Genomic DNA, 12586 nt, shown 5'->3' with positions numbered 1-12586 from the left:
GCCAGCTGACTTCTACTCGGGGCCCGCGGGGGCCAGTCGATGCCGGATGGGCTCGAACAGCGGGGTAGCCTGGCGGGGCAACGGATCGGGTTCCCCGCGCTCGATGGCCTGCCAGTAGCGCCATGGCACCTTGGCGGTGCCCAACTCATAGTCCATGCCATCCCAGTTATCCTCACGGAAACTGTAGAAAGCCCAGTGCAAGCCTTGGCGGCCCAGGGCGGCCAGCACGTCGTCCAGGTATTGCCGGCAACCCGGCAAGCGGCGCATGCAACCGAACTCCCCCACCACCAGGCGCTGGCGAGGCACGCCGACCCGTTCGGCCCAGGCCAGCGGCAGCCGCAGGTAGTCCGCCACCCGAGCGGCGCCCCAGTGCTGCGCCTGGCCGCCGAAGGGCACGGCGCCTGGATAGCCCAGCGGCGTGGCGCGCGAAAGGTTCGGGGCACTGGTGGCGGCGTAGGGCTCGTACATGTGCACGCTGTACAGCAGGCGCTGGTCGGCCAGGGCGTGGGGCCAGTAGGTAAAGGCGTCCGCAGCAGCGTACCAACCGGCGTCGAGCATGATGGGCGTGCGTGGGTCCACCTCACGCACCGCGGCCACCAGTTGCGTATACAACGCCGGCAAGTCGCGGGCCGTGCCCCGGTGGGTGGCGTACCAGGCGTGCATGGCCTGGGCATCGGCGTGCTCGGCCAGGCCGCCGTGTTTTTCCGGCGCCGGTTCATTGATCAGGTTGTAGGCGGCCACCGCCGGATGGTCCTTGAGGGCCGCGGCCAGGTCGCGCCAATAGGCGGCCGATTGCGCCCACCAACGCTTGTCCTGCCACAGGCGGTCGTCGAAACGGCCCTGGTTGTTCTGCGACCAGCGCATGCCCGGCAGGGACAACGGCGTGATCACCACTTTCAAGCCCGCGGCATGGGCGCGGTCCAGGTTGCTGATCAGCGTGCGCAGATCGTCCTGGGCAAGGCCGGTGTACTGGTCGGCGTCACCGAGCAGAAAGTCGCGACGGGCCGGCCGCCACTTGTCCCACGACAGGCGCACCCAACTGGCACCGTAGTCGCTCAAGGCCTGGTAATACTCAGCCGAGGGCGGCAGGCGGTTGAAACTGTTGCCGCCGTGGCGGGGGCTGTCCCAGAACCCGATCAGGTCGGCGGCCGCGGCGGGCCATGAAAGGCAGGCCAGTAGCCCGGCGATGGGGGTAAAGCGTTTCATCGAACACCATCCTGCACGGTAAACCCAGACGAATGGGCACCCTACCTGATTCCACCACCCCGCCCTGCCTGGGATTGTGTTGCCAAAACCTTCAGGAACACCAGGCCTCGCGCTGGCCCTCGATCAGCGTCAAGGCGGCGGCCCAGGCCAGGTCGATGATCTGCTCGACGCCGTCGCTTTCGAACTGCCTGGCCGTGTGGGCGCACACGTCCGCCGACGGATAGATCAGCTTGCCGCCCCCGGCCAGCGCCTGGATCTGGGCCTGGCAGGCACGCTCAAGGAAATGGATTTCGTGGAACGCCTCGGCCACATTGCCCCCGCCCACCAGCAGGCCATGGTTGCGCAGGATCATCGCCCGGTGCGGGCCCAGGTCGGCGATCAGCCGCTGGCGTTCGTCCAGCGACAAGGCGATGCCTTCGTAGGTGTGGTAAGCCAGCTTGCCGTAGAACTTCAGCGCATGCTGGCTGATGGGCAGCAGCCCCTGTTCCTGGGCAGACACCGCGATACCCGCCGCCGTGTGGGTGTGGATCACACAGGCCAGGTCCGGGCGGGCCATGTGGATGGCGGAGTGAATCACGAAGCCTGCGGCGTTCACCGGGATGTGCGCACACGCGGGGTCCACCGCCTTGCCGTGCTGGTCGATCAGTACCAGGTCGCTGGCGCGCATGTGGTCGAACAGCACGCCGTAACGGTTGATCAGAAAGTGATGTTCAGGACCCGGGACGCGCAACGTCAGGTGCGTGTCGATCAGGTCGGTCATGCGAAAGTGGGCGATCATGCGGTACAGCGCAGCGAGGTCGCAGCGGGCTTGCCACTCGGTATCGCTGCAGGTTGCGGGGCGGGTCATGGGGCGTTCCTCCTGGCGGGTGCTCTGGTGGCACTTGGCGGATTGATGATAGCCCGTACACGCCCAAGGGTTTTGCCCATTGACGACAGTGTTGACGCGATATGCGGCGTGCAACGCCCCGCCGCCAACCTGTGAGACCGGGCGAAGCTCGGTCCCACCGTGTGAGGCGTCAGCGCACGTTGCGCGGGATATCCAAGCCCAGGTTCTCGCGCAGGGTGGTGCCGGGGTACTCGCGCCGGTACACGCCCTTTTCCTGCAGCAACGGCACGACCTCTTCGGTGAAGCGGCGGAACTGCCCCGGGTGGCCGATGTAGATATTGAAACCATCCACCGCACGCGCGTCGAACCATTCGGCCATTTTCGCCGCCACGGTCTCGGCCGTACCGACGAAAGCACCCGGGCGCAGTTGCCGTGATGCTTCCACCGCCTGGCGCAGGGTCAGGTTTTCACTCACCGCGCGGTCGGTGATGCGCTTGGCGGCGGTAAAGAAACTGCTGCGCGCCCATTCCAGTGCCTGGGCCGGAAACGGCGCGTCGAGGTCGTACTGGCGGAAATCATGCCAGCCAAAGGAGCGGCCGAACTCTACCAGGGCCTGTTCAAAGCTGTGGTCGGCCTGATGGTACTGACGCTCCAGTTCGCGAGCGTGCTCGTCCGTGTCGCCGACAAATACCTCGGCGCCCGGCAGCACCAGCACCTGCTCGGGGTCGCGGCCCTGGCGCACGGCGCGCTCCTTGATTTCGCGGTAGAACTGCTGGCCCTGCTCCAGGCTTGGGGCGTGGGTGAAAATCACGTCGGCGATGGCCGCGCCCAGCTCCCTGCCCTGCTCCGAATCGCCGGCCTGGAAGATCACTGGCTGGCCCTGGGGGGAGCGCTGCAGGTTCAGCGGGCCCACCACCGAGAAGTGCTCGCCCTTGTGGTTCAGCGCATGCAGTTTGGCCGGGTCGAAATAGCGCCCGGTGGCGCGGTCGCGGACAAACGCATCGTCTTCCCAGGACTGCCACAGGCCCTGCACCACCTGCACATGTTCCTTGGCACGGCCGTAGCGGGTGTCGTAGTCATAGTGCTCATCGCGACCGTAGTTGCCTGCGGTGCCGGCATCACCGCTGGTGACCACGTTCCAGCCAGCGCGGCCTTTGCTGATCAGGTCCAGCGAGGCCAGGCGCCGGGCCACGTTGAAGGGTTCGTTGTAGGACGTGGTCAGGGTGCCCACCAGGCCGATGTGCCGGGTGGTCACGGCCAGCGCCGACAGCAGCGTCAACGGCTCCAGGCGGTTGAGGTAATGGGGTGGCGAGCCGGGGGTGATGAACTGGCTGTCGACGATGAACACCAGGTCGAACAGCGCCGCTTCGGCCTGTCGGGCGATGTCGATGTACCAGTCGATATTGACGCTGGCGTCGCTGGGCAATTCGGGGTCCAGCCACAGGTTGTGGCGGCCGGGGCCACCGACGCCCATGGTCAGGGCGCCCAGTTTCAGTTGACGTGTGCTCATGGCAACGGTCCTTGTCGGTTATGGCGCGGCCTGGGCCGTGGCGGGCTGCTGCAGGGCAGCGTTGAAGGAAGTGTCGAACAGGCTGGCAGCCGGGTAGGACTTGATCAGCCCCAGGCCGCTGAAGAAATCGATGGTTGTCTGCGCATCGGCGATGCTCTGCGGCGTGACCGGGCCGACATCGGTCTTGGCCCGGCCGAACCAGGCGCGGGCGATTTCGCGGTCGGCGCGGGTACGTGCGGCCCAGGCGTCGGCGTAGGCATCGTTGTGAGCCGGGTCGGTGACGGTCCATTCTCGGGCCTTTTTCAGGCGCTGCAGAAAGTCGCTGATGGCGGCGCGCTTGTCGTCCAGCGAGCGGTTGTTGGCGACCACGAAACTCTGCGCCGGAATCAGCCCCTTGGCCGAGGCGATCACGCGGCCGCCCTGGCGCTCCTGCTGGGTAACGTAGGGTTCCCAGGTGGCGATCACGTCCACCGAACCGCCGTCCAGGGCGTGGGAGGCGTCCAGGGCGCTGAGGTAGCGCACATCCACCGAGTCACGGGGTACGCCGGCCTTGTCCAGGGCAGTGAACAACAGTTGCTGGCTCCAGGAGCCTTTCCAGATCGCCACACGCTTGCCACGGATGTCGGCAATGCGCTTGATGGGCGAATGCTTGCCTACCACGATGGCGACGCCGTCGAGGTTTTGCTGGGTCACCGCGATGACCTTGATCGGTGCGCCCAGGGCGCCGAGAAACAGCGGCGGCGCATCGCCCAGCAAGCCCAGGTCGAGGCTGCCGGCGTTCAGTGCTTCGGCCACTGGCGAGCCCGCGGTGAACTGCTTCCACTCCAGGGTGTACGGCAGGTTGTCCAGCACCCCGGCGGCGTCCATCACCGCACGAGTGTTGTAGCTCTGGTCGCCCACGGTCAGGGTCAGTGCCGAGGCGCCGAGGCTGACGGAGGCGGCCAGCACGGCGGCGGCCAGTTGCAGAAAGGTACGCACGGCGGCAATCTCCTAGAATTCGGTTATATGCGTAAGGTTGCTAACAACCTTTGCACATAAGCTAACAGCCCCCTTTAGAACCGTGAAATTCATTTTAGGCATAAGTTAATATGCATTTTCCGCAATTTAATCCATCACACCGTATCTAGTGGCCGACGGCATGCTCGGCTCAAGCAGACTGAACGCCGGTGTAGCGCTCAGGTACACTGCGCAGAGACGACCTGCCCCCGAGCAATCCATCAACGTGCAGCGGCCATTTTGGCCAGGGACTTGCCTGACCCGTTATGCGAATCATCGAAAAGAACGGCGCCCTGGTGCGCACCCTTACCGCGGCCGAGCAGGTGCTGGTCGAAGGCTTTGTCCTGAACCAGCTCGACGGCCACCGGCTGTTGCAGGCCAACCAGTGGCTGATGAAGGTGCGCGGCGCCGGCCAGTGGCTGGCGTGCGACTGCCAGGCCACGGCCCTGCCGGTCATGAACGTGACCCTCAACAGCAGCACTGGCACACTGTTCCTGAAGAACAACCCGGGCACTGCCGAACATGCGCCAGACTGCCCGTTCATCAAGGACGAACGCGAGCCAGGCAGCGCCGGTGAGCGTGACGAGCCACCGGCCGCCTGGCTGGCGCCGGACGTGCCGCTCAAGCTGATCGGTGAGTTTCGCCCCGCGGGCACCGTTGAGGGCACCGGGAGTGGCAGCGGCGTGGGTACCCGCAAGGAACAGCATCGCCTGCTGTCGCTGCTGGTGACCTTCATCGAGGCGTCGGGGCTGAACGTGTATGCCAGCCACCTGAAAAAGGACCTGACCCAGCAGTTCGCCGAATTGCGCGGCGTCGCCAGTCGCTACCCGCTGGTAGAGCGCGTTCCGGCCAGCAACTACCTGGAAACGCGCATCGACATGAAGCACATGATGATGCTCAAGGCACGCCTCAAGGAGTCCACGGTGTTCGGCAACCAGCGCCGCTACGGCCTGTTGCTCGATTGCGTCAACGAAGTGCGCACGCGCAAGGTGTTCAATGGCCGCAGCGACAACGGCTTCGACTTTCAGGGTTACCACTGGCTATGGGGCGGCGAGCGCACCAACGGGCCGCTGCTGGCCCTGGCGCTGTATTCGCCGACCACGGCCGGCAGCCAGTATTACGAAATGATCCATGTGGCCACGGTGCCGGTGCTGTCGCGTGCGCACCTGTTCCCGGTGCTGCGCGAGGAAGAGCGCGAGCCGTTGAAGATGCTCGTCTCGCTGATCGACTGGATGGCAGGCAAGGGCGTGAAGGTGATCATGCGCCGGCCGGTGATCGGCGGCGACGTGATGGACGAACTGGTACTCAGCTCCGACCTGGACCGGGTGCTGTCGGTGTCGCTGATGAACCAGCCCCTGGGGCCGGAACCCAGCAGCGATACCTTCAAGCGCCTGGCCGACTTCAAGAGCCTGGACACTTTCCGCAAGTACGTGGCCGGGTTCTTCATGCGCGAGCGTGATTGAGGCGTGGCATACCCCCCATTTCGACGCGGCCTCACGGGCAAAAAGACCTCACCGTAGCAGAAAGTGGCCTGCCGGCGGTTCACCCGCGTTAGGATACGGGCGACTTCATTCGGCCCGATATTCAGTGGAGGTTTTCTTGTCCCGCCCTGCCCCTACCCTGTTGCTGATCCGCCATGGCGAAACCGCCTGGAACGCCCAACGCCTTTTGCAAGGCCGCCGCGACATCCCCCTGAACGACACGGGCCGCGGCCAGGCGGCCCGGTCCGGTCTGTGCCTGAAGGCCTTGCCCCTGGATCTGACGACCTGGGACTTTGTCGCCAGCCCCTTGGCGCGCACACGCGAGACCATGGAAATCGTGCGCCGCGGCGCCGGGCTGACGGCGGCCGACTACCGCCAGGACGAACGTCTGGTGGAGATTCATTTCGGCGAGTGGGAAGGCTTGAGCTGGGAGCAGATTCGCGAACAGGCGCCCCACCACTATGAGGAACGCTGGGCCGACCCATTGAACTACCCCGCGCCGGGCGGGGAAAATTACCCCATGGTGTTCGACCGGGTCGAGGCCGTGCTGCAAGGCCTGACCGGTGACACGGTGATCGTCGCCCATGCGGGTATCCTGCGCAGCGTGCTGGCGCTGCGAGGCGGCGTGGACGCAGCGCGGATTCCGTTGATCGAGATTCCCCAGGACCGCGTGCTGGTCGTCCGTGATGGCGGGTTTGCGTGGCTGCAGGCCAGCACCGAGCTACACAACCAGACGGCGACATGACCCGGTATCGCTCCGCCAGCAGGGGGCCTGGCCGCGGCACATACGCCGTGCAAACGACGCCTCACAGCCGCTAACGACAGAAGCTCTGGAAGGGGTCTGCCAGATCAACTGCGTTGCCTGCTTCCCGAGCTGGCGCCCGGTCCCACAGGAGTTGGCGGAACCTGCCCGAACACGGTCCACTGTGGGACCGGGCGAAGCTCGGGAAGGCAGCACCGCGTACAACCCTGCCCACCGCGGCGTCCGCTTCCCGAGCTGGCGCCCGGTCCCACAGGGGGCCGCGGAACCTGCCCGAACATGGTCCACTGTAGGACCGGGCGAAGCTCGGGAAGGCAGCACCGCGTACAACCCTGCCCACCGCGGCGTCCTTTTCCCGAGCTGGCGCCCGGTCCTACAGGGGGCCGCGGAACGTGCCCGAACATAGTCCACTGTAGGACCGGGCGAAGCTCGGGAAGGCAGCACCGCGTACAACCCTGCCCACCGCGGCATCCTCTTCCCGAGCTGGCGCCCGGTTCTACAGGGATTCGTGGAACCTGCCCGAACACGATCCATTGTAGGACCGGGCGAAGCTCGGGAAGGCAACACCGCGTACAACCCTGCCCACCGCGGCGACCGCTTCCCGAGCTGGCGCCCGGTCCCACAGGGGTTCGTGGAACCTGCCCGAACACGATCCATTGTAGGACCGGGCGAAGCTCGGGAAGGCAGCACCGCGTACAACCCTGCCCACCGCGGCGACCGCTTCCCGAGCTGGCGCCCGGTCCTACAGGGGGCCGCGGAACCTGCACGAACACGGTCCACTGTAGGACCGGGCGAAGCTCGGGAACGCAGCACCGCGTACAACCCTGCCCACCGCGGCGACCGCTTCCCGAGCTGGCGCCCGGTCCTACAGGGGGCCGCGGAACGTGCCCGAACATGGTCCACTGTAGGACCGGGCGAAGCTCGGGAAGGCAGCACCGCGTACAACCCTGCCCACCGCGGCGTCCTCTTCCCGAGCTGGCGCCCGGTTCTACAGGGATTCGTGGAACCTGCCCGAACACGATCCATTGTAGGACCGGGCGAAGCTCGGGAAGGCAACACCGCGTACAACCCTGCCCACCGCGGCGACCGCTTCCCGAGCTGGCGCCCGGTCCCACAGGGGTTCGTGGAACCTGCCCGAACACGATCCATTGTAGGACCGGGCGAAGCTCGGGAACGCAGCACCGCGTACAACCCTGCCCACCGCGGCGACCGCTTCCCGAGCTGGCGCCCGGTCCTACAGGGGGCCGCGGAACCTGCACGAACACGGTCCACTGTAGGACCGGGCGAAGCTCGGGAACGCAGCACCGCGTACAACCCTGCCCACCGCGGCGACCGCTTCCCGAGCTGGCGCCCGGTCCTACAGGGGGCCGCGGAACGTGCCCGAACATGGTCCACTGTAGGACCGGGCGAAGCTCGGGAAGGCAGCACCGCGTACAACCCTGCCCACCGCGGCGTCCGCTTCCCGAGCTGGCGCCTGGTCCTACTGAGTTACCTCGTAGCAGACCCGGGCGGCTAGACCGCTATAGCGCACGCCAGCGACGCAGCCACTCCAGGCCTTCGCTGGTGTCGCCCTTGGGCCGGTATTCGCACCCTACCCAGCCGTCATAGCCCAGTTCGTCGATCAATTGAAGCAGGTAGGGGAAGTTCACCTCGCCCACGTCCGGCTCGTTGCGGTCCGGCACCCCGGCGATCTGGATATGGCCGATGCCAGCCATGTCACGGCGCAGCTTGACGGCCAGGTCGCCTTCCACGATCTGGCAATGGTAGAAATCGAACTGCACCTTGAGGTTCGCCGCGCCCACTTCGCGGCAGATGGCCTGCGCCTGGTCCTGGCGGTTGAGGAAAAAGCCGGGCATGTCACGGGTATTGATCGGTTCCAGCAGCACCGTGACCCCGGCCTTGGCCGCCTGGGCGGTGGCGAACGCCAGGTTTTCCAGGTACACCCCGTGGTGACGAGTGCGGTCGGCTTCCGAGGGCAGCAAGCCAGCCATGACGTGCACGCGCGTGTTGCCCAGCACCGCGGCATAGTCCAGCGCGCGCTCGAAACCGGCGCGGAACTCGGCCTCGCGGCCAGGCAGGCTGGCGGTGCCGCGCTCACCCTTGGCCCACTCACCGGGCGGCGCATTGAACAGCGCCTGGACCAGGCCGTTGTCATCCAGACGCTGCTTCAGGTCAGCAGCGCTGTAGTCATAGGGAAACAGGTATTCCACCGCCTCGAACCCATCGGCGCTGGCAGCGGCGAAGCGGTCGAGGAAGTCATGTTGCGGGTACAGCATGCTGAGGTTGGCGGCAAAACGAGGCATGTTAACTCCGGTATTCGACAGGTCAGACAAACGGCCACAGCAGCAGCGTCATGAAAAAGCCCAGGGTGCCCAGCACCGTCACCAGCACGGTCCAGGTGCGCAGGCCATCGCCCACGTTCAGCCCGGCCAGCTTGGTGAACATCCAGTAGCCGGCGTCGTTGATGTGCGACATGGCCAGGCCGCCACCGCCCATGGCCAGGCATAGCAAGGCCAGGTGGTTGGCGCTGAGGTTCAGGGTGGCGATCAACGGGCTCAGAATGCCGGCGGTGGTCACCAGGGCCACCGTGGTGGAGCCTTGCACGGCCCGCAACAGCAGCGTCAGGATGAAGCCCAGGGCCAACACCGGCAAGCCGGTATTGCGCAGCGCTTCGGACACTACCGCACCAATGCCGGTGTCCACCAGTACTTTGCCGAATACGCCACCGGCACCTGCGATCAAAATCACCATGGCCACGCCCGGCAAGGCCGAACCGATCACATCGGACACCTGACCGCGGCTCCAGCCACGGCGTGAGCCCAGCAACCAGGCGCACAGCAGGGTGTCCAGCAACAGCGCCACCAGCGGCGCGCCGAGCACGGTCATGACGCTGCGCAAACCGGACTCCAGCGGCAGCAGCGTCGTGGCCAGGGTACCCAGCAGGATCAGCAGAATCGGCAGCAGGATCAGAGCGATGATCAGCCCGAAGCCCGGGGCCGGTGCAGCCGGCAGGCGCGCGGCCAGGCTGCTGGCGCTCTCCTCCAGGCCCAGCGTCTTGGCGTGGGCCGCCTCGCTGGTGTGGGTGTAGTCGCCCTTGGCCCAGGCCACCAGGTCAGCGTTGCTGACGTGCGGGCCATACACTTCGGCGCGGATGTCATCGGTCATCGGGTACACCCGGCGGGTCATGCGCCCGGCGAGGAAATAACCCAGCACGCACAGCACACCGACGATCGGCAGGCCGAACATCAGCACACGCCCCAGGTCAGCACCCAGTTGCGCGGCGGCGGCCACGGCACCGGGGTGCGGCGGCAGAAACGCGTGCACCGAGAGCAGCGCCGCGCACATGGGCAAGGCGAAAATCAGCAGCGGCTTGCGGGCCGCACGTGCCACGCCATAGGCCAGCGGCATGAGGATGATTACTCCCACTTCGAAGAACACCGGGATACCGACCATGAAGCCCGCCACCGTCAGGGCCAGGGGCGTGCGCCGGTTCCCGAAGCGGGCGATCAGCGTCCTGGCCAAGGCCTCGGCGCCCCCGGACAGCTCGATGATACGGCCGATCATGGCACCCAGGGCGATGATGATAGCGATATGGCCCAAGGTCTTGCCCATGCCGCCTTCGATGGTGGCGACTAGGTCCTGGGCTTTCACCCCGGCGACCAGGGCGACGACGATGCTCACCAGCATCAGCGCCACGAACGGCTGAAACTTGAACTTGAGCACCAGCAGCAACAGCACGGCAATGCCGGCGCCGGCAATGGTCATCAGCAACAGAGGGCTCATGGCCGGGCACTCCCGTACGAACGGCAGAAGGAATCAGTCATTTTCTGGTTTCCTGTTGTTATTGTTAGGGCTAGCGGTGAGGCGGCGCGCTACCAGCGCGCGCCGAATGTCACGCGCAAGGCTTCAAGGGCCGCTGCGTCCAGTGCGTCGGGTTTGGGTTCGGTCATCAGCCACAGGCGGGCCGTCTCTTCCAGCTCCTCCAGGGCGTAGGCGGCCTTGGCCACCGAGGCTTCCCAGATCACCGGGCCCAGGCGCTCGAGCATCACGCCGCGCACGCTGTTGGCCAGCAAGGCCACCTGGTCGGCCACCAAGGGCGAGCCGGGACGTTCATAGGCGATCAGCGGGATGGGCCCCACCTTCATCACCTGGTAAGGGGTGATGGGTGGCAGGATGCTGTCCGGGCGCCACACGCCGGCCAGCGTCAGGGCGACCAGATGCGTGGAGTGGGTGTGTACCACGCCGCCCACGCCGGGGTTGCGGTCGTAGACCTGGCGGTGCAGGGCCAGGGTCTTGGACGGTTTGTCACCGGACACCCAGTCACCGGCCAGGTTGACCTTGGCGATGCGCGCCGGGTCCAGGCGGCCCAGGCAGGCATCGGTGGGGGTGATCAGCCAGCCGTCGTCCAGGCGGGCGCTGATGTTGCCCGCGCTGCCCACGGTGTAGCCACGGCCGAACAGCAGCCGGCCGATGTCGCAGATTTCCTCGCGCAGTGCGCTTTCCTGGCTCATGCCGCGCCCCCCGCCAGTTGCTTGAGGGCCTTGGTAAAGAAATCGCGACCGCCGAAGTTACCGGACTTGAGCGCGAGGGCCAGGGGCTCGCCCTGGCTGCTGACCGTGGCGGGCACGCCGGGGTCGATCTGCGCGCCAATCTGCAGCAGTCGCACGCCCAGGGCCTGAACCACGGCCCCCGAGGTTTCCCCACCGGCCACCACGAAGCGGCGTACGCCCGCTTGCAGCAAACCTTTGGCGATATCACCCAACGCCTTCTCCACCAGGCTACCGGCGCGCTCGACGCCCAACTGGGCCTGCACCGCCTTGACTTCGTCTGGCGAACTGGTGGCGTAGACCAGCACGGTCTGCCCGGCATCACGGGCAAAAGCCAGGGCCTGCTCCACCACCGGTTTGCCAGCGGCCAGGGCCAGCGGGTCGATTCGCAGGGCCGGGCGGCCCGCTTCCAGCCAGGCGGCGACCTGGCCGTTGGTGGCCACCGAGGCACTGCCGGCCAGCACCACGTCCCCGCCGCTGACGGCGGGCAGCTGCGCGGCGTCGCTGTCGCGCAGTTTGCCGGCGCGCCGGAAGTTCTCCGGCAAGCCCAGGGCCAGGCCCGATCCGCCGGTCAGCAGTGGCAGGTCGGCGCAGGCCGCGCCCAGGGTGTATAGATCGGCGTCCGAGACGGCGTCGGCAATGGCCATGCCGATGCCCTCGGCACGCAGCTGCGCGATGCGCTGGCGCACCGGTTCAGCGCCCTGGGCCACGGTGTCATAGCGCAGCAGCCCGACCTTGAGGGTTGTCTGTTCTTGCAGCACGCGCACCAGGTTGGCGTCGCCCATAGGGGTCAGCGGGTGGTGCTGCATGCCCGACTCGTTCAGCAACTGGTCCTGGACGAACAGATGGCCACGGAAAATCGTCCGGCCGTTTTCCGGGAACGCCGGGCAGGCCAGGGTGAAATCGCTGCCCAGGCGGGCCAGCAAGGCTTCACTGACCTGGCCGATGTTACCGGCCGCAGTGGAGTCGAAGGTGGAGCAGTACTTGAAGAAGATCTGCTCGCAGCCCCGGGCACGCAGCCATTCCAGGGCCGCCAGGGATTCTTCTACCGCGTCGGCGACCGGCACGGTACGGGACTTGAGGGCAATGACGATGGCATCGGCGTCCAGGCCAGCGGCCAGGCTTTCCTCGGGAATACCGATGCTCTGCACCGTGCGCATGCCACCGCGCACCAGCATGTTGGCAAGGTCGGTGGCACCGGTGAAGTCGTCAGCGATGCAGCCCAGCAACGGGCGGTTCGGCGTAGGGCTCATGGTCGGC

The 12586-nt window shown here is 66.6% G+C and carries 10 protein-coding genes; 2 read left to right on the top strand and 8 right to left on the bottom strand.

From position 1 onward, the window contains the following. Positions 1 to 12 precede the first annotated feature (12 nt). The 4 genes from QBK88_RS05750 to QBK88_RS05735 form a co-directional block, all read right to left on the bottom strand. Complete coding sequence (locus tag QBK88_RS05750; protein ID WP_277961323.1) at positions 13 to 1137, bottom strand: cellulase family glycosylhydrolase; 1125 nt, start codon at positions 1135 to 1137, stop codon at positions 13 to 15. 160 nt (positions 1138 to 1297) lie between these two features. Then, on the bottom strand, positions 1298 to 2167 hold the full coding sequence (locus QBK88_RS05745) for a class II aldolase/adducin family protein (RefSeq protein ID WP_277961285.1): 870 nt from the start codon (positions 2165 to 2167) through the stop codon (positions 1298 to 1300). 55 nt (positions 2168 to 2222) lie between these two features. Further along, positions 2223 to 3542, bottom strand: coding sequence for an LLM class flavin-dependent oxidoreductase (locus tag QBK88_RS05740; RefSeq protein ID WP_277961284.1), 1320 nt, complete (start codon positions 3540 to 3542; stop codon positions 2223 to 2225). A gap of 18 nt (positions 3543 to 3560) precedes the next feature. Continuing rightward, a complete protein-coding gene (locus QBK88_RS05735) occupies positions 3561 to 4520 on the bottom strand; it encodes an ABC transporter substrate-binding protein (protein WP_277961283.1) in 960 nt (319 codons plus the stop codon). 284 nt (positions 4521 to 4804) lie between these two features. Here QBK88_RS05735 and QBK88_RS05730 point away from each other — a divergent pair, with 284 nt between their 5' ends. Then, complete coding sequence (locus QBK88_RS05730; protein ID WP_277961282.1) at positions 4805 to 6001, top strand: hypothetical protein; 1197 nt, start codon at positions 4805 to 4807, stop codon at positions 5999 to 6001. 136 nt (positions 6002 to 6137) lie between these two features. Then, a complete protein-coding gene (locus QBK88_RS05725; protein ID WP_277961281.1) occupies positions 6138 to 6764 on the top strand; it encodes a histidine phosphatase family protein in 627 nt (208 codons plus the stop codon). A 1535-nt stretch (positions 6765 to 8299) separates the two neighbouring features. Here QBK88_RS05725 and otnI read toward each other — a convergent pair. The 4 genes from otnI to otnK form a co-directional block, all read right to left on the bottom strand. Further along, the gene (gene otnI, locus QBK88_RS05720; RefSeq protein ID WP_277961280.1) at positions 8300 to 9082 is read right to left on the bottom strand and encodes a 2-oxo-tetronate isomerase; all 783 of its coding nucleotides are present in this window, start codon (positions 9080 to 9082) and stop codon (positions 8300 to 8302) included. Positions 9083 to 9104: 22 nt separating this feature from the next. Further along, a complete protein-coding gene (locus QBK88_RS05715; protein ID WP_268141927.1) occupies positions 9105 to 10562 on the bottom strand; it encodes a GntT/GntP/DsdX family permease in 1458 nt (485 codons plus the stop codon). 89 nt (positions 10563 to 10651) lie between these two features. Continuing rightward, positions 10652 to 11290, bottom strand: coding sequence for a 3-oxo-tetronate 4-phosphate decarboxylase (gene otnC, locus QBK88_RS05710; RefSeq protein WP_158158246.1), 639 nt, complete (start codon positions 11288 to 11290; stop codon positions 10652 to 10654). Next, positions 11287 to 12579 carry a 3-oxo-tetronate kinase gene (gene otnK / locus QBK88_RS05705; RefSeq protein WP_277961279.1) on the bottom strand — a complete coding sequence of 431 codons (1293 nt, stop codon included), beginning with the start codon at positions 12577 to 12579 and terminating at the stop codon, positions 11287 to 11289. The genes otnC and otnK overlap by 4 nt, the downstream gene beginning before the upstream one ends. Between the last annotated feature and the right edge of the window lie 7 nt (positions 12580 to 12586).

The organism is Pseudomonas sp. RIT-To-2, from assembly GCF_029623465.1.
Lineage (GTDB): Bacteria > Pseudomonadota > Gammaproteobacteria > Pseudomonadales > Pseudomonadaceae > Aquipseudomonas > Aquipseudomonas silvicola.
The sequence above is the reverse complement of the archived record's forward strand: the minus strand, read 5'-3'. Positions and strand labels throughout refer to the sequence as shown.